The 24,781-nt window shown below is 45.7% G+C and carries 22 protein-coding genes; 20 read left to right on the top strand and 2 right to left on the bottom strand.

Annotated features, from left to right (window positions below; translation table 11 throughout):
• The 3 genes from recO to acpS all read left to right on the top strand — a co-directional run.
• Window positions 1-701: DNA repair protein RecO (gene recO / locus IQR33_RS00450; RefSeq protein ID WP_228013691.1), on the top strand; the 701-nt coding region annotated here is incomplete at its 5' end.
• Window positions 698-1,432: a pyridoxine 5'-phosphate synthase gene (gene pdxJ, locus IQR33_RS00455; RefSeq protein WP_005384579.1), complete on the top strand. Its 735-nt coding sequence runs from the start codon at window positions 698-700 to the stop codon at window positions 1,430-1,432. The genes recO and pdxJ, both read left to right, overlap by 4 nt.
• Window positions 1,433-1,442: 10 nt before the next feature.
• Complete coding sequence (gene acpS / locus IQR33_RS00460) at window positions 1,443-1,823, top strand: holo-ACP synthase (protein ID WP_005380927.1); 381 nt, start codon at window positions 1,443-1,445, stop codon at window positions 1,821-1,823.
• 69 nt (window positions 1,824-1,892) lie between these two features.
• Here the strand turns inward: acpS and barA are convergent, their stop codons facing one another.
• The gene (gene barA / locus IQR33_RS00465) at window positions 1,893-4,691 is read right to left on the bottom strand and encodes a two-component sensor histidine kinase BarA (RefSeq protein ID WP_005383774.1); all 2,799 of its coding nucleotides are present in this window, start codon (window positions 4,689-4,691) and stop codon (window positions 1,893-1,895) included.
• Between the two features lie 192 nt (window positions 4,692-4,883).
• Here barA and rlmD point away from each other — a divergent pair, with 192 nt between their 5' ends.
• The 13 genes from rlmD to rpoS all read left to right on the top strand — a co-directional run bounded on the left by rlmD (window position 4,884) and on the right by rpoS (window position 19,197).
• Window positions 4,884-6,203, top strand: coding sequence for a 23S rRNA (uracil(1939)-C(5))-methyltransferase RlmD (gene rlmD, locus IQR33_RS00470; protein WP_136976895.1), 1,320 nt, complete (start codon window positions 4,884-4,886; stop codon window positions 6,201-6,203).
• Between the two features lie 123 nt (window positions 6,204-6,326).
• A complete protein-coding gene (relA, locus tag IQR33_RS00475; RefSeq protein WP_005380915.1) occupies window positions 6,327-8,546 on the top strand; it encodes a GTP diphosphokinase in 2,220 nt (739 codons plus the stop codon).
• 349 nt (window positions 8,547-8,895) lie between these two features.
• Window positions 8,896-9,699: a nucleoside triphosphate pyrophosphohydrolase gene (gene mazG / locus IQR33_RS00480; RefSeq protein WP_193838155.1), complete on the top strand. Its 804-nt coding sequence runs from the start codon at window positions 8,896-8,898 to the stop codon at window positions 9,697-9,699.
• 205 nt (window positions 9,700-9,904) lie between these two features.
• A complete protein-coding gene (locus tag IQR33_RS00485; RefSeq protein WP_021034029.1) occupies window positions 9,905-11,545 on the top strand; it encodes a CTP synthase in 1,641 nt (546 codons plus the stop codon).
• Window positions 11,546-11,623: 78 nt separating this feature from the next.
• Entirely contained in the window at window positions 11,624-12,925 is a 1,302-nt protein-coding gene (gene eno / locus IQR33_RS00490; protein ID WP_005380909.1) for a phosphopyruvate hydratase, read from the top strand.
• Between the two features lie 295 nt (window positions 12,926-13,220).
• The gene (gene ftsB / locus IQR33_RS00495; protein ID WP_005380907.1) at window positions 13,221-13,502 is read left to right on the top strand and encodes a cell division protein FtsB; all 282 of its coding nucleotides are present in this window, start codon (window positions 13,221-13,223) and stop codon (window positions 13,500-13,502) included.
• A gap of 1 nt (window position 13,503) precedes the next feature.
• Window positions 13,504-14,211, top strand: coding sequence for a 2-C-methyl-D-erythritol 4-phosphate cytidylyltransferase (gene ispD, locus IQR33_RS00500; RefSeq protein ID WP_017633548.1), 708 nt, complete (start codon window positions 13,504-13,506; stop codon window positions 14,209-14,211).
• A gap of 14 nt (window positions 14,212-14,225) precedes the next feature.
• Window positions 14,226-14,702 carry a 2-C-methyl-D-erythritol 2,4-cyclodiphosphate synthase gene (gene ispF / locus IQR33_RS00505; RefSeq protein ID WP_005380896.1) on the top strand — a complete coding sequence of 159 codons (477 nt, stop codon included), beginning with the start codon at window positions 14,226-14,228 and terminating at the stop codon, window positions 14,700-14,702.
• Window positions 14,703-14,747: 45 nt separating this feature from the next.
• Window positions 14,748-15,791: a tRNA pseudouridine(13) synthase TruD gene (truD, locus tag IQR33_RS00510; protein WP_017633547.1), complete on the top strand. Its 1,044-nt coding sequence runs from the start codon at window positions 14,748-14,750 to the stop codon at window positions 15,789-15,791.
• A complete protein-coding gene (surE, locus tag IQR33_RS00515; protein WP_005380894.1) occupies window positions 15,791-16,567 on the top strand; it encodes a 5'/3'-nucleotidase SurE in 777 nt (258 codons plus the stop codon). Before truD ends, surE begins: the two co-directional genes overlap by 1 nt.
• A complete protein-coding gene (locus IQR33_RS00520; RefSeq protein ID WP_005380892.1) occupies window positions 16,567-17,193 on the top strand; it encodes a protein-L-isoaspartate(D-aspartate) O-methyltransferase in 627 nt (208 codons plus the stop codon). The genes surE and IQR33_RS00520 overlap by 1 nt, the downstream gene beginning before the upstream one ends.
• 13 nt (window positions 17,194-17,206) lie before the next feature.
• A complete protein-coding gene (locus IQR33_RS00525) occupies window positions 17,207-18,130 on the top strand; it encodes a peptidoglycan DD-metalloendopeptidase family protein (RefSeq protein WP_054577173.1) in 924 nt (307 codons plus the stop codon).
• Between the two features lie 80 nt (window positions 18,131-18,210).
• Window positions 18,211-19,197, top strand: a complete 987-nt coding sequence (gene rpoS, locus IQR33_RS00530) for an RNA polymerase sigma factor RpoS (protein ID WP_005380887.1) — start codon at window positions 18,211-18,213, stop codon at window positions 19,195-19,197.
• A gap of 82 nt (window positions 19,198-19,279) precedes the next feature.
• Here rpoS and mutS read toward each other — a convergent pair whose 3' ends face one another.
• Window positions 19,280-21,841 (bottom strand): DNA mismatch repair protein MutS, encoded by a 2,562-nt coding sequence (gene mutS, locus IQR33_RS00535; RefSeq protein WP_017633545.1) that lies wholly within the window; start codon window positions 21,839-21,841, stop codon window positions 19,280-19,282.
• A gap of 84 nt (window positions 21,842-21,925) precedes the next feature.
• Between mutS and pncC the strand changes: the two genes are divergently transcribed.
• From pncC to IQR33_RS00555, 4 genes are all read left to right on the top strand, one after another.
• Window positions 21,926-22,408, top strand: coding sequence for a nicotinamide-nucleotide amidase (gene pncC / locus IQR33_RS00540; RefSeq protein WP_017633544.1), 483 nt, complete (start codon window positions 21,926-21,928; stop codon window positions 22,406-22,408).
• A gap of 200 nt (window positions 22,409-22,608) precedes the next feature.
• Window positions 22,609-23,652 carry a recombinase RecA gene (recA, locus tag IQR33_RS00545; protein WP_005380874.1) on the top strand — a complete coding sequence of 348 codons (1,044 nt, stop codon included), beginning with the start codon at window positions 22,609-22,611 and terminating at the stop codon, window positions 23,650-23,652.
• Between the two features lie 127 nt (window positions 23,653-23,779).
• Window positions 23,780-24,247, top strand: a complete 468-nt coding sequence (recX, locus tag IQR33_RS00550; protein ID WP_017633543.1) for a recombination regulator RecX — start codon at window positions 23,780-23,782, stop codon at window positions 24,245-24,247.
• A 142-nt stretch (window positions 24,248-24,389) separates the two neighbouring features.
• Window positions 24,390-24,781 (top strand): alanine--tRNA ligase-related protein (locus IQR33_RS00555; protein WP_265575768.1); only part of this gene is annotated, 392 nt, incomplete at its 3' end.

The raw sequence follows: 24,781 nt of genomic DNA on the forward strand, positions 1-24,781 counted from the left end.
GCTGTTTTGTATTGCACCGACGCCCTTACAGTGAATCGAGCTTAATCCTTGATGTATTTAGTGAGGAATATGGCCGAATGACTTTAATGGCCAAAGGCGCGCGCAGTAAGCGTTCGAACTTAAAAGGCGCATTGCAACCTTTTACCCCGCTATTACTTAAATGGTCGGGGAAAGGCTCAATGAAAACTTTGCGTCAAGCCGAGCCGATAAGTCTAGGTTTGCCGTTAACGGGCATTAATCTCTACTCAGCCATGTACGTCAATGAACTGATTGGCCGTATTTTGATGGCTGAAGTGCCGATGCCAGCACTATTTCATGATTATTTGCATGCTTTAACCGAGTTGGCGCACAACGAGAACCCTGAGCCTGCACTGCGTCGTTTTGAGTTAGCCTTGCTGTCTGCGATGGGGTATGGCGTGGATTTTTTGCATTGTGCAGGTACCGGCGAGCCCGTCGATCCAGAAATGACCTATCGTTACCGGGAACAGAAAGGGTTTATTGCTTCGGTTAGGCGCGATAACCTCACGTTTTTAGGGAATGAACTGATTGCTATCAGTGAGCGGCGGTTCGTCACTAAAGAGCAGCTAAAAGCGGCAAAACGCTTTACACGTATAGCCTTAAAGCCGTATCTTGGCGGCAAACCTTTAAAAAGTCGTGAATTTTTCATTCAGACCCCCAGAGCACGGAGTAACGGAAAATGAGCTCAATTTATTTAGGCGTCAATATCGACCATATTGCCACTCTACGTAATGCACGTGGTACAAAATACCCGGATCCTGTTCACGCTGCTGAAATTGCAGAGCGTGCAGGCGCGGACGGTATCACTATCCACTTACGTGAAGACCGTCGCCATATTTTGGATCGTGATGTACGTATTCTGCGTGAAACCATTCAAACGCGTATGAATCTAGAGATGGCAGTGACGGACGAAATGGTTGAGATTGCGCTGCAAACTAAACCAGAGTTTGTGTGTCTAGTGCCTGAAAAGCGTGAAGAACTGACGACGGAAGGTGGCTTAGATGTTGTAGGGCAGCTTGAAAAAATTAAAGCTGCGACGAAAAAGCTGACAGATGCCGGCATTAAAGTTTCGCTCTTTATTGATGCTGACCGTCAACAGATTGAAGCTGCGAAAAAGTGTGGCGCTCCGTTTATTGAGCTACATACTGGCCACTATGCAGATGCGACGACAGAAGACGAACAGCAAGCTGAACTGAAGAAGATTGCTGCTGGTGCGAGTTATGCACATGACCTAGGTATTATTGTTAATGCCGGGCATGGCCTGACTTATCACAATGTCGCACCAATTGCTGCATTACCAGAAATTTACGAACTCAACATTGGTCACTCAATCATTGGTCGCGCAGTATTTGATGGTTTAAATAAAGCGGTTGCTGACATGAAAGCACTGATGATTGAGGCTCGCCAGTCATAGGGCTATCTAGATGGCGATTATAGGGTTAGGGACCGACATTGCAGAAATTGAGCGTATTGAAAAAGCGTTAGCTCGTAGTGGTGAACCTTTTGCTCAGCGGATTCTTTCAGAAGAAGAAATGGCCAAATTCTCACAGCTTAAGCTGCAAGGTCGTTATCTTGCTAAGCGCTTTGCAGTTAAAGAAGCGGCCTCAAAAGCATTGGGAACAGGGATCGCAAAAGGGGTCACGTTTCACGACTTTTCCATCTCGAACGATGAGCTTGGAAAACCAGTGCTCGCATTGACGGGCACAGCCAAGCAAATAGCGGATGCGATGGGCGTTAACCACATTCACCTGTCCATTTCCGATGAGCGTCATTACGCTGTGGCGACGGTCATTTTTGAATCCTAGCTTGTAAGTCTTAAACAAAATACTAAAAAGCCAGAGCATTTGCTCTGGCTTTTGTTTCTCTTCAATAGATCACTGTTCAAGGTATAACTTTGCGGTTGTTGTTACTTTAATCATTTCATCTTGCAGCTCGAACATTTCAGGCTCAACTTCCTCAAGACTGACCCCTGAGCGCAGTGCTTGCTCAAGCGTCGCACAGAGTGACTTCAGTCTTGGAACGCCGCAATATGAACTACTGCCGTGCAGCTTATGGATGACATGAATTAGGTCATCACGGGAGATATCTTCTTGCTCCAGAGCTTGGTCAACGACTGCTTCTACTTCAGGGATGAACTCAATCAACATGCGCAGCATGTCTTTAGCGAGATCCTCTTTATTCGCGCTCTGTTTTAAGGCTGCTTGCCAATCAATAATCACATCCTGCTGAGGCGAAGAAACGGGTTGTGGTGCGCTTCCTTCAGGTTCATCAACGTATGAAGGGGCGACTTTGCCAATGCTCTCTGTACAAGCATTTGGGTTCCAGTGAACCAAAACCTGTTGCAGCACATGCTCTTCAATAGGTTTGGTCAAGTAGTCATCCATTCCTGCTGAGAGCAAGCGGTCTCGTTCCCCTGCCATGGCATGCGCCGTTACCGCAATCACTGGCGTGTCTTTATTTAACTCCAGCTCTTTAATGTGCTTACAAGCGGTCACCCCATCCATTTGTGGCATTTGGATATCCATAAAGATTAAATCGTACTTTTTCTCTGTCGCCAGGTTCACCGCTTGCTGGCCATTGCTACAGGCGGTGACGGTTTCTACTCGTTCGCGGAGCAGTGCAGAGATCAGCTTCAAGTTTGCAGGGTTGTCATCCACTGCTAGTACAGTCAGAGGTAAACGGTCCCCTTCGCTTGGCGTAATTGGAGCGCTTAATACAGGTGGCGATTCTACATGTTCGCTAATCAGGCTTTGTAGCAACTTACGGCGAGACAATGGCTTCGTCAGGCACTGGACGTGATGCTCTGTCATTATTTGGTCCGCAAGCGCCAATTCGGTACTCGGTGTCCCTAGGAGAACACTCGGAGCCATACGTTTCGCTTGTTCTATCCAAGGTGTAATAACTTCCGCATCGTGAGTCTGGTTGGCCGCTAAATTCAACAATACATAATCATATTGTTCTTCGTTGTTTGGTAGCGAAGAGCGGTAGGTTACTAAAATACCCTCCTGACTCAGAATCTGTTGGGTTACGGATGCGGCTTGCATGTTTGGTTCAATCAGCAGTAACTGCTTCCCAGTCAGAAGTTCCACTTCAATCAGTTCGCTCATTGGCATCTCGGTTGAGTGCAAGCGCACCGTAAACCAGAAGGTTGAACCTTGGTGTAGACGGCTGGTTAAACTGATTTCGCCGCCCATCTGGCTCACCAGTTTCTGAGTGATGACCAGACCAAGGCCAGTACCGCCGTAACGACGTGAAATACTTGCATCTGCTTGGCTAAAGGCTTGGAACAACTGCGCTTGCTGACGCTCAGAGATACCAATACCGGTATCACGCACCATGAATTGTAGTTCGACGGAGTCTCCTGATTGAGAGCGCATTTCTACGCTAACATCAATGTTGCCTCGCTCGGTAAACTTGATTGAGTTACCGACTAAGTTCGTCAAAATTTGCTGAATACGTAGTGGATCCCCAACTAAACCCGGTGGAATTTTAGGGTCCACTTTTAGGGTGATTTCTAACCCTTTCTCATGTGCACTTGTGGCTTGTAGGTTAATTACCTCTTCTAAACTTTCTCGGAAATCAAAAGGAATGTTTTCCAGCGCCAGCTTACCCGCTTCAAGTTTCGAGAAGTCGAGAATGTCATTGATGATATTCAGCAGGTTGTTCGCCGACTTCTCAATCGTCTGTAGGTAATCCGTTTGGCTGTTAGAAAGCTGCGTTTTAAGCATTTGACGAGTAAAGCCAATCACCCCATTGAGCGGAGTACGCAGCTCGTGCGACATGTTCGCCAAGAACTCTGACTTAACCCTGGCCGCTTCTTGCGCGCGTTTCTTCGCGATATCCAGCTCAACGTTCTGAATTTCTAGCTGCTCAAGCGTTTCACGTAAGTCGGACGTGGCTTGGTCTATACTGTGCTGCATCTCTACGTGATATTCTGATAACGATACCGCCATGGCGTTGATGCCATTTTTTAGCTGGTCTAACTCACCGTGCATTTTGCCTTCGATACGCACATCCAGATGACCGCGGCGAATGCGGTCAACGACATTCTTCATGTGGGTGATAGGTTGGGTCACATCGTGCATTAGACGTGAAGCAAACACACTTGCTAAGCCAAGACCGAGAACCAGAACTAAAAACGCAGAAAAGACTTCTTGATACTGTTGCAGCCTCAAGGAGGAGAGATCTAACTCGACGGCGATGTAACCAATCGCTTTTGTGCCTTGGCTTTCGTTCGACAACTCCGCTAAGTAGTGACCTTCTGACAAAATGGGGACACGCAATATCAGTGAGTTTTCGTAGATTTCCGAATTACCCAGTTGCGGGATCGGTTTATCTTTGGGAAACATCAAGGCTTCAAAATTAGGATGAAAGTTAGAGGTCACAAAGAGCTCATGATGTTCATCAAATACCGCGATACTACGAACCAGTTTGGAGTTTTTGCGGTGCGCGTAGCTGATCAAGCGACGTACCGCCTCTCGGCTTTCTGATAGTAGATGAGTTTCACTGGCAATCGCCAGCGGCTCAATAATGCTGTTACCAGTGGTGATAACTTGTTTCTCAAGGTCTTGGTAGCGGTTAAATGAGAAAAAGCCGCTCAGTAATAAACCAATAATGAGAGTGGGAGCGAGAGTTAGTGTAATTACACGTGCTCGTAAGCCATATCTGGTCATGTTATCTAATTACATCGGAGTCTGGATATGGGAAAATAACGCATTATTTCTCAAGCGCACGATAAAGCCTTGAGCAAAGAAGTGACGTCACCGAATAAACGGTAAGCATAATCAAGTCACTCGAATCACACAACGGCTGCAATCAAGAATAGTGAAGCCGAAGAGCAATTACACATAAATCAGGCATAGAGCATGGCACGCATCTTTCAACCGAAAAAGAAAACCCAACTCAATACTCGGCACCAAGCAGTGCAAGTAGAGCGTTTAGATCACCACGGCGCAGGCATTGCTTACCTCAAAAAGAAGCCATTGTTTATTGATGGAGCACTGCCGGGTGAGGAGGTGGTCACTCAATTGGTGGAAGAAAAGAGCAAATACGCTCGCGGTAAGTTGATTAAAATCCTTAAGCCGAGTGAAGCTCGTGTGGAGCCATTTTGCCCACATTATCATGAGTGCGGTGGCTGTGATTTGCAGCATCTAGATTATGGCCAACAATTGACGTACAAACAGCAAACGTTGCGTCAGCTAATGCGAAAATTTTCAGGCAGTGACATTGAACTAGATGCCCCGTTATTGGGATATTCGCAGGCCTACCGTCGCCGTGCGAGAGTGAGCTTGTTTGTTGATAAAAAAACACGTCAGCTACATTTTGGTTTCCGTAAAAAGCAGAGTAAGCAAATTGCGCAAGTGACCGATTGCCCAGTGCTGGCACCGGAACTGAATGTTTTGCTGCCAGAGATTTACTCAGCGCTAAAAGCGTTCAAAAAGCCTGAACAATTGGGTCATGTAGAGCTGGTACTTGGTGATAATGGGCCGTGTATTACGCTGCGCCACTTGAGCGCTCTGACAACGAGTGAAACTCAATCTCTAACGGAGTTGGCAAAACGTCATGGCGCATCGTTGTACTTAATGCCATCGACAGAACAATTAGACCTTATCGAAGGCGATATGCCTTTTTATCAAGAAGTTGGAGTGAAAATCCCTTTTGCACCAAATAACTTTATTCAAGTAAACCAAGGTGTAAACCAACAAATGGTCAAACAAGCGGTTGAGTGGTTAGACCCACAAAAGAGTGACCGAGTGTTAGATTTGTTCTGTGGTTTAGGCAACTTTAGTTTACCAGTTGCGAAATTAGCTAAGTACGTGGTTGGAGTAGAGGGTGTTGCAGAGATGGTAGAAAAAGCCACAAACAATGCATCTTTGAACCAAATCAATAACGCGCAATTTTATCACGCTAACCTTGAGCAAGATTTTGAAGGCCAAGCCTGGGCCGCAGAGCGGTTTGATAAAGTATTATTAGACCCAGCACGCGCGGGAGCGAGTGGGATCATCGATCAAGTTTCTGAGCTTGGCGCACAGCGTGTAGTTTATGTTTCTTGTAATCCTGCTACCCTTGCTAGGGATAGTCAAAGCTTGATAGAGCAAGGCTATAAATTAACGAAATTAGGTATGCTGGACATGTTCCCTCATACCAGTCATCTAGAATCGATGGCATTGTTTGAAAAGTCCTAACTTTAGGACTTTGACCCCTTATTTGTGGTGGGTGGTCATAAAGCCAGCGTGTACGCGCGGTAAAAAGAACTAACCTGGACGGTGTTAGTCAAACCACACGAATATAATAATTAGGATGATGAGATGGTTGCGGTAAGAAGCGCGCATTTAAACCAAGATGAACAGTTTGAACTCGAAAACTGGGTGGCTAGCCTAGGACAAGAGAAAAACACAGCCTCACGCTTAATCGAAGTATATCGAGATTGCCAGACAGTATTAGCTGATAACGAGCAAGCAGAACTGTTGTTGTGGCGTGGACGAGAAATGATCGAAATTTTGATCACCTTGTCTATGGATCAAGCCACTTTAGTGGCTGCTCAACTGTTTCCTTTGGTTTCAAGTGGTGCTTTTAACAGAGAAATTCTGGAAGAGAAATACAGCAAAGAAATCATAAAATTAATCGACGGCGTTGAAGAAATGGCTGCTATTGGCCAACTCAACGTCAACATGGAAGGCAGTGCAGCGTCATCTCAGGTAGATAACGTACGCCGCATGCTGCTTGCCATGGTGGATGACTTCCGCTGCGTGGTTATCAAGCTTGCGGAGCGAATTTGTAACCTTATTGAAGTTAAAAAAGCGCCTGATGAAGTTCGACGTGCGGCGGCAAAAGAGTGTGCCAACATCTATGCGCCGCTAGCAAACCGATTAGGCATCGGTCAGCTGAAATGGGAAATTGAAGATTACGCTTTCCGCTACCAACAACCGGAAACTTACAAACAAATTGCCAAACAGCTTTCTGAGCGACGCATCGTTCGTGAACAGTACATCAAAGACTTTGTTGAAGACCTCACGCACGAAATGGAAGTGTCGGGCATCAATGCCGAAGTGAGTGGTCGACCTAAGCACATCTACAGCATTTGGCGAAAAATGCAGAAGAAGAGTTTGGCATTCGATGAGCTGTTTGATGTTCGAGCAGTACGTATCATCGCAGACAAACTGCAAGACTGTTACGCGGCTTTGGGTGTAGTTCACACCAAATACAAGCACCTACCGAGCGAGTTTGATGACTACGTTGCTAACCCTAAACCAAACGGTTATCAATCGATCCATACAGTAATTCTAGGGCCAGAAGGCAAAACCATCGAGATCCAGATTCGTACCAAGCAAATGCATGAAGAGTCGGAACTGGGTGTTGCAGCGCACTGGAAATATAAAGAAGGGGCAAGCAGCCGAAGCGGTTATGATGAGAAGATCACGTGGCTGCGTAAGCTACTGGATTGGCAAGAAGAAATGTCTGACTCTGGCGAAATGCTCGATGAGTTACGTAGCCAAGTCTTTGATGACCGTGTTTATGCCTTTACACCACGTGGTGATGTTGTCGATTTGCCAATGGGGGCAACGCCGCTAGATTTTGCCTATCACATTCACTCCGAAGTGGGACACCGTTGTATCGGTGCCAAAGTCGGAGGTCGTATTGTGCCGTTCACGCATAAATTACATATGGGTGACCAAGTCGAGATTATCACTCAGAAAGAACCTAACCCATCACGTGACTGGTTAAACCCATCATTAGGCTTCGTTCATTCTGGTCGTGCGCGTGCCAAAATTAACGCCTGGTTCCGAAAACAAAGCCGTGAGAAGAACCTTGAAGCAGGTCGTGAAATCCTTGAGCATGAGTTAGCCAAAATTGGCGCAACGTTAAAAGATGCAGAGCATTACGCCCTCAAGCGGTTTAACGTCAAAACACCAGATGAATTGTATGTTGGTGTAGGTAGCGGTGATTTGCGTATCAACCAAATAATTAACCATATCAACGCGTTAGTTAACAAGCCAACGGCAGAGGAAGAAGATCAGCAAGCACTGGAAAAACTGCAAGAAGCTGAGCATAAATCACCCGCGCAAAGCCGACCGAAAAAAGACGCAGTTGTAGTAGAAGGCGTCGATAACCTAATGACACATCTAGCACGTTGCTGTCAGCCAATTCCAGGTGACGATATCTCTGGTTACATAACGCAAGGTCGTGGGATTTCAGTACACCGTAGTGACTGTGAACAGCTAGAAGAACTGCGCCATCATGCGCCAGAGCGCATCATCGATACAGTCTGGGGCAGCGGCTTTGTGGGGTCATACATCCTCACCGTGCGTGTTGAAGCGATGGAGCGAGGTGGTCTACTCAAAGACATTACGACACTGTTCGCCAACGAAAAGATCAAAGTGACCAGTATGAAGAACCGAGTCGACTACAGACGTCAACTTGCCATCATGGACTTTGACCTAGAAGTCACCAATATTGAGGTGCTTTCGCGGGTTTCGAAGCGTGTGGAACAGATCAAGGATGTCATGACGGTGAAACGCCTCGGCTAAAACTCTCGTCATAGTTATCGTTGTAGCGTTGTTGACTGCACGCACTCGCTCCATCACATGGTGAACCATGTGATGGAGTCTCGTTTGTTTGTCGCCTAGCTACAACTTCAACTATTTACAGAGTTACACTTGCGTCATATTTGGCTTTTTATCTGCGTTAGCTGCACTTATTCCGACGTGCCGGCTCAAGGGCATCACATAGTAGGCTATGCTCAGGAGTCGCGAAAATTTGTTGCCTTGTCAAAGTAACAATTACTTAGTGAAAGCTGCTGAGAAAATATAATGTAGAAGGTGAGTGGTTTTGGCTGCTCACCTTTTTCTTTAATAGAAAGGTTTAAAGGAACAAAAAATGAGTCATCCAATTGAACAGTTAGAACAAATCATGGCGAAGCTGCGTGACCCAGAAAACGGTTGCCCTTGGGACTTAAAACAAACCTTTGACACCATCGTTCCGCATACTATAGAAGAAACCTACGAAGTGGTGGACGCGATTCAAAATCGAGATTGGCCCAATATAAAAGAAGAGCTAGGGGATTTGTTGTTTCAGGTGATTTTTTACAGTCAGCTAGCGAAAGAGCAAGAGCTGTTTGACTTTTCGGATGTCGTTGAAACCGTGAACGAAAAACTGACTCGTCGCCACCCGCATGTTTTTTCAGATGTTGAGTTTGAATCTGACGAGGAAATTAACGCGAACTGGGAAGCGGAAAAAGCAAAAGAAAAAGCCCTAGTAGGCAAAGCGGAAGAAAGTATCCTAGACTCAATACCAAACTCTTTACCGGCACTTTCTCGTGCTACAAAAATTCAGAAAAAATGTGCAAAACTTGGGTTTGATTGGGATTCACTTGGCCCGGTTGTCGATAAAGTACGAGAAGAAATTGACGAAGTCATGGAAGAGGCACTGCAAGTTCAGCCCGATGAAGAGAAAGTTGAGTTGGAGCTCGGTGATTTGCTATTTGCGACTGTCAATTTGGCTCGCCACCTTGATAAAAACCCAGAAGTCGCGCTAGGAAAAGCAAACGTAAAGTTTGCGCGACGTTTTAAACAAGTTGAAGGCAAGGTCCAGCAGTCAGGCAAAGTACTTACAGATTGTTCTTTATCAGAACTTGACCATTTTTGGGATGAAGTAAAACAAGAAGAATCGAGGCAGAGGTAAACTGGCAGAATACATAATATAAGGTCAGCTTGTTTGGTTACACGAAAACGGACTTTGGTTTGTCTTTGCTCACTTTGATTTGAAGCAAAAAATAAAAAATTACGGTGTGATAGATTTCACGTTGTGGCGGTAAGGAGCTTCTGGTATATTTATCTCCCGTCCAGAAGCACTCCATTTCCCTCATTCAACCAATTTCAGGTTAAACATGACGACAAATTACATTTTTGTTACTGGCGGGGTTGTATCCTCTCTAGGTAAAGGTATTGCAGCAGCATCTCTTGCGGCTATTCTAGAAGCTCGTGGTCTTAAAGTGACTATGATGAAGCTTGACCCTTACATCAACGTTGACCCGGGCACAATGAGCCCTACTCAGCACGGTGAAGTGTTCGTTACAGAAGATGGCGCAGAGACTGACCTTGACCTTGGTCACTACGAGCGTTTCATCCGTACCAAGATGACCAAGCGTAACAACTTCACTGCAGGTCGTGTTTATGCCGACGTACTTCGTAAAGAACGTCGTGGTGACTACCTAGGCGCAACTATTCAAGTTATCCCTCATATCACTAACGCAATCAAAGATCGCGTTATTGCAGGTTCTGAAGGCCATGATGTGGCTATCGTTGAAGTTGGCGGTACTGTTGGTGATATCGAATCACTACCATTTATGGAAGCGATTCGTCAGCTAGCTGTTGAGCTAGGCCGTGAGCGCGCAATGTTCATGCACCTAACACTTGTTCCTTACCTAGCGGCAGCGGGCGAAGTGAAAACTAAGCCGACGCAACACTCTGTAAAAGAACTTCTATCTATCGGTATTCAGCCAGATATCCTAGTTTGCCGTAGCGATCGCGTTATTCCTGCGAATGAGCGTAAAAAAATCGCACTGTTCTGTAATGTTCCAGAAAAAGCAGTAATTTCAATGAAGGATGTAGACTCTATCTACAAGATCCCTCAGTTGATTAAATCTCAAGGGCTAGATGACCTTGTGTGTGCTCGCTTTGGTATTACTGCTCCTGAAGCAGACCTTTCTGAATGGGAACAGGTTATCTACGAAGAAGCAAATCCTACTGGTGAAGTAACCATCGGTATGGTTGGTAAATACATTGAATTACCAGATGCATACAAATCTGTGAACGAAGCGCTTAAACACGCTGGCTTGAAAAACCGTCTAAGCGTCACAATTAAGTATGTAGACTCACAAGATATCGAAACAAAAGGCGTTGAACTTCTAGAAGGTTTGGACGCGATCCTAGTACCAGGTGGCTTCGGCGATCGTGGTATTGAAGGCAAGATCCGTGCGGCTCAATATGCACGTGAAAATAACGTGCCTTACCTAGGTATTTGTTTGGGTATGCAAGTTGCACTAATCGAATACGCGCGTAACGTTGCGGGTATGGAAGGTGCACATTCAACAGAATTTAACAAAGAGACTAAGTACCCTGTGGTAGGTTTGATCACAGAGTGGGTAGACGAATCAGGTAGCGTAGAAGAGCGTACTGAAAAGTCTGACCTAGGCGGTACGATGCGTCTTGGTTCACAGTTGTGTCACCTAGAGAAAGGGACTAAAGCTCGTGAACTGTACGGTAGCGCGACGATCCATGAACGTCACCGTCACCGTTACGAAGTGAATAACGTGCTTCGTCCGCAAATCGAAAAAGCAGGCCTAAAAGTATCAGGTCTATCTGCGGACAAGAAGTTAGTGGAAATGATTGAGAACCCAGCTCACCCATGGTTTGTAGCGGCTCAGTTCCACCCAGAATTCACCTCGACTCCTCGCGATGGACATCCATTGTTTGCAGGTTTTGTTAAGGCTGCGGGCCAAAACGCACGCGGCGAATTCGAGAAGTAAAAGGATACGGGCGGCGGCGAAGGTTGTGCTGCTGCCCTTTAAGATTGACATTTATATTTGAAACGAGAGGAAACATTAATGTCTAAGATCGTTAAAGTTCTAGGTCGTGAAATCATCGACTCACGTGGTAACCCAACTGTAGAAGCTGAAGTACACCTAGAAGGCGGTTTCGTAGGTATGGCGGCAGCTCCATCTGGCGCATCTACTGGTTCTCGCGAAGCTCTTGAGCTACGTGACGGTGACAAAGCACGTTTCCTAGGTAAAGGTGTTCTTAAAGCAGTTGAAGCTGTAAACGGCCCAATCGCTGAAGCTCTAGTTGGCAAAGACGCTAAAGACCAAGCTGCAATCGACGCAGTAATGATCGAACTAGACGGCACTGAAAACAAATCTAAATTCGGTGCTAACGCTATCCTAGCTGTTTCTCTAGCAAACGCTAAAGCTGCTGCTGCTGCGAAAGGCATGCCTCTATACGAGCACATCGCTGAGCTAAACGGCACTGCAGGTCAGTTCTCTATGCCTCTACCAATGATGAACATCATCAACGGTGGCGAGCACGCAGACAACAACGTTGACATCCAAGAGTTCATGATCCAACCAGTTGGCGCTAAGACTCTTAAAGAAGGTCTACGTATCGGTGCAGAAGTATTCCACAACCTAGCTAAAGTTCTTAAGTCTAAAGGCTACAGCACTGCAGTTGGTGATGAAGGTGGTTTCGCTCCTAACCTTAAATCTAACGCTGAAGCTCTAGAAGTTATCGCAGAAGCTGTTGCAGCTGCTGGTTACGAACTAGGTAAAGACGTTACTCTAGCTATGGACTGTGCTGCATCTGAGTTCTTCGACAAAGAAGCTGGCATCTACAACATGAAAGGTGAAGGTAAAACTTTCACTTCTGAAGAGTTCAACCACTACCTAGCTGAGCTAGCTAACCAATTCCCAATCGTTTCTATCGAAGACGGTCTAGACGAGTCTGACTGGGATGGCTTCAAGCACCAAACAGAACTACTAGGTGACAAGCTTCAACTAGTAGGTGACGATCTATTCGTTACTAACACTAAGATCCTTGCTGAAGGTATCGAGAAAGGCGTAGCTAACTCTATCCTTATCAAGTTCAACCAAATCGGTTCTCTAACTGAGACTCTAGCTGCAATCAAGATGGCTAAAGACGCAGGTTACACAGCAGTAATCTCTCACCGTTCTGGCGAAACTGAAGATGCAACTATCGCTGACCTAGCGGTAGGTACAGCAGCAGGTCAAATCAAAACTGGTTCTATGAGCCGTTCTGACCGTGTTGCTAAGTACAACCAACTAATCCGTATCGAGGAAGCACTAGGTGATCGCGCTCCTTTCAACGGTCTTAAAGAAGTTAAAGGTCAAGCTTAATTCTTAATTGAATTAACCGCTTAACTTAAAGCTTTTGAAACACCCTGCTTTGGCGGGGTGTTTTTGTATCTGACATATGAGAACAGGCTTTGCTTTTTGATGTCTTTCGCTTACGTTCATTTGTGATTCCATAGAACGAGGAAGGAGAGAGTAGAGAAGTCTCTTTGTTTCATTTTGCTGCTTATTTCTTGTAAGGAGCGTGTGAGTCTCCCTTTCTCCCCTAGAGGCAACCTCGCATTTATGCTATATATGTCTCCTTATCTAATTCCTTCCGGTACAGAATGTTAGCAGCGATATGCGAATCTTTGTTATAGCCCTTACGCTACTGTTTGGCTTGCTTCAATACACTCTATGGTTTGGTAAAAACGGAGTGTCTGACTACTACACAGTAAAAGATGAAATTGAAGTTCAGCAACAAGTGAACAGCAAGCTACAAGCTCGCAACAATGAAATGTTCGCTGAGATTGATGACTTAAGGCAAGGTCTTGATGCGATTGAAGAACGTGCGCGTCATGAGCTCGGTTTAGTTAAAGATGGCGAGACTTTTTACCGCATTATAGGTGAGGAAAACCATTAAAATGTTGGATATGAACTCATCGCATATCGCAATTGTGCCAGCTGCTGGTGTAGGGAGCAGAATGAAGGCAGATCGCCCTAAGCAATATTTATTGATCGAAGGTAAAGCGGTACTGGAACATACCGTAGAGAAACTGCTTTCTCACCCAAATATTTCTAAGGTTGTCGTTGCCGTTACTGACGGCGACCCATATTACCCAGAATTGTCCATTGCTAAGCACCCAGATGTGATTCGTGTAGCTGGTGGTAAAGAAAGAGCAGACTCTGTGTTATCAGGGCTAAACTATGTCAATGAGCATCTGGAAAGCGAGTGGGTATTAGTCCACGACGCTGCGAGGCCATGTGTATTAACATCCGACATTGACCGTTTGATTGATGTTTGCTGCGCCCACTCAACGGGTGGCATTCTCGCATCTCCTGTGAGAGATACAATGAAGCGAGCAAACGCAGTACAAGATATCGATCATACGGTAGATAGAGAAGCATTGTGGCATGCACTTACTCCACAAATGTTTAAAACTCAGCAGCTTACTCAAGCACTGGCTGACGCATTAGAACAGGGTGTAACCATTACCGATGAAGCCTCGGCTTTGGAATGGTTAGGCGAGAAGCCAGCCTTAGTTCAAGGGAATGCGAACAATATAAAAATCACTCAGCCAGAAGATCTCGCGTTAGCCGAGTTTTATCTAAGCCGTGAGCGCGGCGAATAAAGAAAGGATAGAAAATGATTCGAATTGGTCATGGTTTCGATGTACATAAATTCGGTGGTGAAGGCCCAGTCATTATTGGTGGTGTAGCAATCCCTTATGAGCAAGGTTTGATTGCACACTCAGACGGCGATGTAGCGTTGCATGCGTTAACGGATGCTCTGCTGGGCGCGATTGCTGCCGGCGATATTGGTCGTCATTTCCCAGATACGGATGATAAATGGAAAGGCGCAAACAGTCGTGAATTACTGAAAGACGTTTACCGTCGAGTCAAAGAGCAAGGCTACCGTCTTGGCAATGCTGATGTAACCATCATGGCACAAGCGCCTAAAATGGCACCACACATTGACGCAATGTGTGCGGCAATTGCCGAAGACCTAGAAACCGACATTAGTAACATCAACGTAAAAGCGACGACGACAGAACGTCTCGGTTTTACTGGACGCAAAGAAGGCATTGCAACGGAAGCCGTTGTACTTCTGTTTAAGCAATAACTAGCAATTTGCTCCCCTAAGCTGTGATATCAGCGGAAACACATCATGTCAGACATTTTATCTTCATTGGCTTACCTAACGGGTAAGCCAGTTGCATCGGCAAAAATTAAAGCGCAGCCAGAGCATTTTCAGGTTCGCGAAGATTTAGGTTTTGCCTTTACGGGCGAAGGCGAGCACTTAATGGTTCGTATCCGTAAAAAGGGCGAGAACACCAGCTTCGTTGCTAACGAGTTAGCAAAAGCCTGTGGTGTTAAGTCGAAAGACGTTAGCTGGGCGGGTCTTAAAGACCGTCATGCGGTGACGGAACAGTGGTTAAGTGTCCATTTACCAAAAGGTGAAACGCCAGATTTTTCAGCGTTTTTGTCTCAATACCCAAGTATCGAAATCCTTGCAACAGATCGTCACAATAAAAAACTGCGTCCTGGTGACCTAGTAGGGAACGAGTTCGTGGTTACTTTGTCTGAAGTGACAGATATAGCGGATGTAGAGCAACGTCTTGAAAAAGTGAAACAAGTTGGCGTGCCAAACTACTTTGGTAGTCAGCGTTTTGGTAACGATGGTAACAACCTTGAAGAAGCACGTCGATGGGGACGCGAAAACGTTCGTACCCGCAATCAAAACAAGCGCAGCATGTATTTATCAGCGGCTCGTTCGTGGATTTTCAACCGCATCGTTTCAGCTCGTCTAGAGAATGGTGTGTTTGATAAGTTCATTGATGGTGACATTGCACAGACGAATTCTGGCACTCAGTTGATTGATGCAAACAACATCACTGATTTGCAAGTACAATTTGCACAAGGTGAAGCGGCAATTACCGCTGCGCTTGCTGGCGATAATGCACTGCCTACTCAAGCCGAGGCTCTGGCATTAGAGCAACCGTTTTTAGACGAAGAGCCTGACCTCATGGCGCTGATTCGTGGTAATCGCATGCGCCACGATCGTCGCGATATTGCGCTGAAGCCAAAAGATTTAGCTTGGACGGTTGAAGGTAACAACATTACGCTGACTTTCTCACTGGATGCGGGATCTTTTGCGACCTCTATTGTTCGTGAGTTAGTTAATGAGGTTGAAGTAGAAAGAGAATACTAATGGAACAGGATTCACGAAACCCGAAGCCCTTAAGGGTCTTAATCAGCAATGATGATGGTGTTCATGCTCAAGGGATTCATGCCCTCGCTGATGAGTTGAGAGATATCGCTGAAGTGACCATTGTCGCACCTGATCGAAATCGTTCAGGTGCTTCGAATTCACTCACATTAGAACAACCATTACGCGTGACTGAAATTGCCCCAAATATCTACTCAGTGCAAGGCACGCCCACGGATTGTGTGCATTTCGCGCTGAATGAGCTAATGAAAGATGATTTGCCTGATCTTGTTCTGTCAGGAATCAACCATGGCGCTAATTTGGGTGATGATGTTCTTTATTCTGGAACAGTAGCAGCCGCCATGGAAGGTCATTTCCTTGGCGTTCAGTCGGTGGCTTTTTCTCTAGTGGGTAAGCGACATTTCGAATCCGCCGCTAAAATTGCACGTCAAATTGTACAACAGCATTTAGCGTCGCCGATTCCAACGAATCGTCTACTGAACGTAAACGTGCCTGACTTACCATCAGAGAATTTAGGTGAAATTGAAGTTACGCGTTTAGGTGCACGTCATCACGCAGAGAATATGATCAAGCAGAAAGATCCGAGAGGCCATGACATTTATTGGTTAGGCCCACCAGGAAAGGAGCAAGATGCAGGAGAGGGCACGGACTTTTATGCAATTGAGCATGGCCGAGTTTCAATGACGCCTCTGCAAGTTGATCTCACCGCTCACGAGTCGCTGCGTGCTATGGATAGTTGGTTAAAGGAAGAGAAGTAATGAGTAACCCACATGCTGACAGGTTGATAGCGTTTCTTATCTCCAGTGGCATCAAAGACCAAAGAGTTCTGGATGCTATCCAACGCTTGCCACGAGAAAGCTTTGTTTCTCAAGCGATGATGCACCAAGCCTATGATAACAATGCGTTACCAATTGGTCAGGGACAAACTATTTCTCAGCCTTATATCGTTGCTCGTATGACCGAGTTGCTTGAGCTAGAGCCGGCGAGTCGTGTTCTGGAAATCGGAACGGGATCGGGTTATCAAACCGCGGTACTGGCGCAAATTGTTGATCATGTATACTCCGTTGAGCGAATTAAATCGTTGCAATGGGAAGCAAAGCGTCGCCTGAAGCAATTGGATATTTACAATGTTTCAACTAAGCATGCTGATGGGTGGCAGGGCTGGGAAGCGAGAGGTCCTTTCGATGCTATCATTGTTACCGCTGCCGCTGAAGTGATTCCCCAAGCTCTTCTCTCACAATTAAGAGATGGCGGCAAAATGGTCATTCCTGTTGGAGATACGGAGCAACAGTTATTAAAAATAGAGCGTAAGGGAGACGAATATCTCTCTACCGTTGTAGAAATGGTTCGGTTCGTACCTCTGGTTGCGGGTGATTTAGCTTAAGGGTTAGGGATAGGTGAATAAGTTACTACGTCATATTGGTATTAGCTTTGTGTTTGCTGCAGGACTAGTTGGTTGTGCAGCGCATTCCCCTGCACCTGTCTCTAGTCTAAAAAAAGACTATTCAAGCCTTGAAAGAGGGAGTTACAGAGGGAGTTATTATGAGGTAAAAAAAGGCGATACGCTTTACTTCATAGCTTATGTCACAGATAAAGATGTAAATGATCTTGTTCGTTACAATGAGTTAACTCAGCCTTACACTATCTACCCAGGACAGAGGCTAAAACTTTGGGCTCCGAAATATGTCGCCCCTAAATATGGTCAAAAAGTTGAACCCGTTGTGGCTCCTGTTGTTACGACACCCCCAGCTCCAGTGACGAAAACATCAACAGCCTCTAAACCTAAACCTTCGAGTAAAAACTCTAGTCAAAAACCTACAGAGACTAAGCCTAAAGTCGTACAAAAACAGCCTCCAAAGAAGGTTGAACAATCGAAAACAAAGGAGTATGTTGGTTCAAAAGATAACCAAAAAGTGAAGCAAAAAGCGCCAACTACCACAGAAAAGAGTGATAAAGTCTCAAAGTGGTTGTGGCCAACAAAAGGGAGAGTAATCAAGAACTTTTCGGCGGGAGAACAGGGAAATAAAGGTATCGACATCGCAGGACAGCGTGGTCAACCTATCGTTTCAACCGCAGCCGGCACAGTCGTTTATTCAGGCAATGCGCTACGAGGTTATGGCAACTTAATTATAGTAAAGCATAACGACAATTATTTAAGCGCATACGCACATAATGACAAACTGCTGGTCACAGAAGGACAAAGCGTAAAAAGCGGACAAAAAATCGCCACCATGGGTAGTTCAGGTGCAAAGTCGGTCAAACTACACTTTGAAATTCGCTATCAAGGTAAATCAGTGAATCCAAAACGCTATTTGCCTTAAAACTTTGAAAAACAACTTGCGACATCATTTAGCGACATATTGAGTTGTCATGTCTTGCTAACTCGCCAGGGGGAGGCGTTATGAGTATCAGCAACACAGTAACCAAAGTTGAAGAGTTTGCATTTGACAATGCGTCAGTGAAGACCATTGATAACGAACTCGAAAGATCATCATCCACAGAAAGCAAAGCGACTGCGCGTGAAGAATTTGACGCGAGCAGTAAAAGCTTAGATGCAACTCAGTTGTATTTGGGCGAAATTGGCTTCTCACCTTTACTTACTGCCGAAGAAGAAGTGCTTTACGCAAGACGCGCCCTACGTGGCGACGAAGCGGCACGCAAACGTATGATCGAAAGTAACCTACGTTTGGTTGTTAAGATTTCTCGTCGATACAGTAACCGTGGTCTAGCACTACTCGATCTGATTGAAGAAGGTAACCTCGGCTTGATCCGAGCGGTCGAAAAATTCGACCCAGAACGTGGTTTCCGTTTCTCTACTTACGCAACATGGTGGATCCGACAAACGATAGAGCGAGCGTTGATGAACCAAACTCGCACGATCCGTCTACCTATCCACGTAGTGAAAGAGCTGAACATTTATCTGCGTACTGCGCGTGAACTTTCTCAAAAGCTCGATCACGAACCGACCGCAGAAGAAATTGCTGCTCAATTAGATATTCCAGTCGAAGACGTAAGCAAAATGTTACGCCTTAATGAGCGTATTAGCTCTGTCGACACGCCAATCGGTGGTGACGGTGAGAAAGCGCTGCTGGATATTATTCCTGATGCAAACAACTCTGATCCAGAAGTTTCGACTCAAGATGACGACATCAAATCATCGTTGATTCATTGGTTAGAAGAGTTGAATCCGAAACAGAAAGAAGTGCTTGCACGTCGCTTCGGCCTACTAGGCTACGAGCCTTCGACGCTGGAAGAAGTTGGTCGAGAGATTGGTCTGACACGTGAGCGAGTACGTCAAATACAAGTGGAAGGTTTACGTCGTCTTCGTGAAGTCCTAATCAAACAAGGTTTGAATATGGAAAACTTGTTTAACGTAGAAGACGATTAAGTAATCCGTATTTCACTAGATACACAAAAGGCTATGGTTCCCCATAGCCTTTTTTCTTTTTTGCTCGTCGGTGTGAGTCTGTTTACAGCATCTTCTTCAAGCGATACAGCTCTTCAAGAGCTTGGCGTGGCGTTAAGTCGTCAGGATCAATACCTGACAGAGCTTGTTCGACCTCGCTAGGCTCTGGAATCAGGCTCAACTGGTTGGCCACATCTACTGCACTTGGACGCGGTGTGTCACTGTTTTGCCCCAGTTGCTCTAGCTGAGATAGCTTGTTACGCGCATTTTTGATGACCGTTTTTGGTACGCCAGCTAAGCCCGCAACAGCCAAGCCGTAAGACTTACTTGCCGCACCTTCTTGAACTGCGTGCATAAAGGCAATGCTGTCTCCATGTTCTACGGCATCCAAGTGAACGTTCGCTAAGCTTGGCAGTTGGTTCGGTAACTCTGTTAATTCGAAGTAGTGAGTTGCAAATAGGGTCATCGCACCAATTTGTGTTGCGAGCCATTCCGCACTTGCCCAAGCTAAAGACAGACCGTCGTAAGTACTAGTACCACGTCCGATTTCATCCATTAGCACCAAACTATTCTTAGTTGCGTTGTGAAGAATATTGGCTGTTTCGGTCATTTCTACCATGAAGGTCGAGCGGCCAGATGCAAGATCATCTGACGCACCAATACGAGTAAATATACGATCTAAAGAACCAATCTGTGCGGATTCTGCCGGTACATAAGAGCCGATATGTGCCATCAATGCAATCAGCGCAGTTTGACGCATGTAGGTTGATTTACCACCCATGTTTGGACCGGTGATGATCAACATCTTACGGGCTGGGTTAAGCTCAATTGGGTTCGCGATGAACGGCTCTGTTGTTACTTGTTCTACGACTGGATGACGACCAGCTTGAATGTGAATTCCTGCGTCTTTCACAAGCGTTGGGCGGCAGTAATCTAACGAATCTGCACGCTCTGCTAGGTTTTGTAATACATCCAGTTGAGACAGAGCAGAAGCTAGGTTTTGCAGCTTCTCAAGGTTTGGCATCAATAGATCAAACAGTTCTTCCCACAACTGTTTCTCAAGTGCTAACGCTTTAGATTTCGAGTTAAGTACTTTGTCTTCGTGTTCCTTAAGCTCTGGAATGATGTAGCGTTCAGCGTTTTTGAGTGTTTGGCGACGTACATAATGCGGTGGAACCAAATGGCTCTGGCCACGGCTTACTTGGATAAAGAAGCCATGAACGTTGTTATAGCCTACTTTAAGCGTATCGATACCGTGTCGTTCACGCTCATCTCGCTCAAGCTGCTCAAGATATTCTGTTGCACCATCTGCTAATTTTCGCCATTCATCGAGCTCCGCATTGTAGCCTTCAGCGATGACGCCACCATCACGAATAACAACCGGCGGATTTTCTTTAATCGCGCGCTCTAACAGGTCACATACTTCGTCAATCGGAGCTGCATACTTCGCCAATTTCGTTAGATACGGATGGGTCAAAGAAGCGGTGACAGATTCTAGCTCTGGTAGCTGTTGCATTGCATTGCGAAGTCTAGCCATATCGCGAGGGCGAGCAGAGCGTAATGCAAGGCGCGCTAAGATACGTTCAATATCACCAATTTGCTTTAACGTTGGTTGAAGATCGGCAAACAGAGCTTGTTCTTTAATCTCACCAATCGCATCAAGACGATTGTTTAACGTTTCAATGCAACGCATAGGCTGATGCAACCAACGCTTCAGCATTCGGCTGCCCATCGGAGTAGCACAATGGTCGAGTACTGCAGCGAGCGTGTTATCGGTTCCGCCTGCTAGATTTTGAGTAATTTCCAGATTACGTCGGGTAGCAGCATCAAGGATGACGGATTGATCCTGATGATCAAACGTTAAAGAGCGAATATGAGGTAAAGCCGTACGTTGAGTATCTTTTACGTACTGGATCAAACAACCAGCAGCACATAACCCTAAGGACGCATGTTCTACACCAAAACCAACCAGATCTTTTGTGCCAAATTGTTGATTGAGTTGTTGCTTAGCCGTATCAAGCTCAAATTCCCAGACTGGGCGACGACGGTTACCATTGCGGCTCGCCATTAAATGTACAGGTTCAAAATCTTCTGGGAACAGTAGCTCACGTGGTGCAGTGCGTTGAAGCTCGGCTGTCATCGCTTCTTCAGTTTCTGGTTCTGTCAGTTGGAAGCGACCAGAGGTGACATCCAGCGTCGCATAACCGAACTTACCGTTGTGATGGTAAATTGCTGCGATTAAGTTATCGACACGCTCAGAAAGCAGCGCTTCATCCGTCACAGTACCTGGTGTCACGATACGCACAACTTTACGTTCTACCGGGCCCTTGCTGGTGGCCGGATCGCCAATCTGTTCACAGATCGCCACAGACTCACCAAGCTGAACAAGTTTTGCCAGGTAGCCCTCTACGGCGTGAAATGGCACACCCGCCATTGGGATAGGTTCACCTGCAGACGCACCACGTTTGGTCAATGAAATATCAAGAAGCTGAGAAGCTCGCTTGGCATCATCGTAAAAGAGTTCGTAGAAATCGCCCATGCGGTAGAACAGCAAAATCTCTGGGTTCTCAGCCTTTAGCTTGAGGTATTGCTGCATCATCGGAGTGTGTTTTTGTTCAGCTTTCACAGGTAAGTTCTTTTGTTTATTTCCGTAGCGGCTTAGGATACGTGAATCCCTATCAAGTAAAAAGAGACAAAGGGCATTTTGGCTATGGAAAAAACAACAAAATTGAGTGCCGATTTAGGCGCATTATTGGCTAAACACGGGCATCTTTTAACGACCGCAGAATCATGCACAGGTGGTGGTGTTGCAACCGCCATTACTGACATTGCTGGTAGTTCAGCGTGGCTTGACCGTGCGTTTGTCACCTACAGTAATGAAGCGAAAATGGAGATGCTTGGTGTGCAAGCTTCAACGTTAGAAGCGCATGGTGCAGTGAGTGAGCCAGTTGTGATTGAAATGGTACAGGGTGCAATTAAAAACTCCAATGCGACCATCGGTGTGTCCATCAGTGGTATTGCAGGGCCGGGTGGTGGCAGTGAAGAGAAACCAGTCGGCATGGTCTGCTTTGCTTTTGCTGATAACCAAAGTTGGCAGCAAGTCGAAACCATGCATTTTACTGGTGACCGTGCAGAAGTTCGCAAAAAAGCGGTCGAGCATGCGCTGACTCAATTGTATCAACATCTACTCTAGAATTTCTTAAATTGTTTTAGCCCAGCATTGATAAGGGCTAGAGCAAATCACGACTTTAGGTCAGCCAAATTTTTTTCATACAGGTATGGACACTGTATGAATCAACAGTATAATAACTTTCATTGCTGAGCAGTTCTTCTGCTTAAGAAAAATGAATTACTATTCGTCGCCCAAAGAAGATGAATAAATCGGAGAAAGTAATGGACGAGAACAAACAGAAAGCGCTCGCCGCTGCGCTAGGTCAAATTGAAAAGCAATTCGGTAAAGGCTCTATCATGCGCCTTGGTGATAACCGCGCAATGGACGTAGAAACCATCTCAACGGGTTCTCTTTCTCTTGATATCGCTTTGGGTGCTGGTGGTCTACCAATGGGTCGTATCGTAGAAATCTACGGCCCAGAATCTTCAGGTAAAACAACATTAACGCTTGAGCTTATTGCTGCTGCGCAACGTGAAGGCAAAACTTGTGCGTTTATCGATGCAGAGCACGCTCTAGATCCTGTATACGCGAAGAAACTTGGCGTAGATATCGATGCATTGCTAGTTTCTCAGCCAGACACAGGTGAGCAAGCGCTAGAGATCTGTGACGCACTTGCACGTTCTGGTGCTATCGATGTTATGGTTGTCGACTCTGTTGCAGCGCTAACACCGAAAGCAGAAATCGAAGGCGAAATGGGCGATAGCCACATGGGTCTGCAAGCACGTATGCTTTCTCAAGCAATGCGTAAGCTAACGGGTAACCTAAAGCAGTCTAACTGTATGTGTATCTTCATCAACCAAATCCGTATGAAGATTGGTGTGATGTTTGGTAACCCAGAAACAACAACAGGTGGTAACGCACTTAAGTTCTACGCTTCTGTTCGTCTAGATATCCGTCGTACTGGCGCAATCAAAGAAGGTGACGAAGTCGTAGGTAACGAAACGCGCATCAAAGTTGTTAAGAATAAGATTGCAGCACCATTTAAAGAAGCAAACACACAAATCATGTACGGCCAAGGCTTTAACCGCGAAGGTGAACTTGTCGATCTAGGTGTGAAGCACAAGTTAGTTGAAAAAGCCGGTGCTTGGTATAGCTACAATGGCGATAAGATTGGTCAAGGTAAAGCGAATGCGTGTAACTACCTGCGTGAGCATCCTGAAGTGGCTAAAACTATCGATACAAAACTGCGTGAAATGTTGCTAGCGCCAGCACTTGCGGAAGCGCCTGAAGCTGGTGAAGCGCCAGAGCAAGCTGAAGAGTTTTAATCTCTCATAGATTAATAAATGACAAAGCCCTGCAATGCGGGGCTTTGTTGTATCTATTGAAATCAAAAATCGAATTATCACAAAGGCCATTGAGAGCCTGTACAGCAAAAATACTTTTAGGATCATCATGTACCAAAAACGCCAGGCGCCGACATTATCGAGCAAAGAGGCTGCTATCCAATTGCTTAGCCGTCGCGATCATGGTCAGTATGAGCTTTACCAAAAATTATCGATGAAGGGCTATGAAGAATCAGACATCGACATCGCAATTAATTTTTGCCTAGACCATAACTATTTAGATGATTTGCGTTACGCGAAGAGTCAAATTAGACAGCATGTATACAAAGGACATGGAGAGCGTCGAATTCGTCAAGAGTTAAACCAGAAGCGTGTTGCGGAGTCGGTGATTGAGCAAGCTATGGCTGAAGAGCCGCAAGATTGGTTTGAACTGGCTAAACAGGCGGCAGAAAAGAAATTCAAAGGTATTAAAGCCAAAGACCAAAAAGAGTACGCAAAACAAGTTCGTTTTCTGCAATATCGTGGCTACAGTTTTGACCAAATCAGCTACGCGCTGAGCTTTGAGGACGAAGATTAACGGTCAGTCGTCCGCACTGATTTTTGTTTTGCTTCAAATTTTTTCTCCTACTCCCTCTTTTCCTCAAGAAAACTAGTCTCAGCTGTTTGCATGATCTACAATACGGCAAAATTCTAACTCGACTATTTTCAGGAAGAGCTGCATGTACATGAGCACTGATGAGGTTCGTAACGCGTTCCTCAAGTTCTTTGAGAGCAAAGGACACCAAATCGTAGAAAGTTCATCGTTAGTTCCACATAACGACCCAACCCTGCTGTTCACAAACGCAGGTATGAACCAATTTAAAGATTGTTTCTTAGGCTTAGAAAAACGAGCCTACACTCGAGCGACTACGGCTCAGCGTTGCGTACGTGCTGGTGGTAAACATAACGACCTAGAAAATGTTGGCTTTACTGCTCGTCACCACACATTCTTTGAAATGTTAGGCAACTTCAGCTTTGGCGATTACTTCAAAGAAGATGCGATCTCCTTTGCTTGGGAATTCCTAACCGAAGTTCTTAAACTGCCAGCGGATCGTTTATTGGTAACTGTTTA

It is taken from the genome of Vibrio sp. OPT46, assembly GCF_015163535.1.
GTDB lineage: Bacteria > Pseudomonadota > Gammaproteobacteria > Enterobacterales > Vibrionaceae > Vibrio > Vibrio alginolyticus.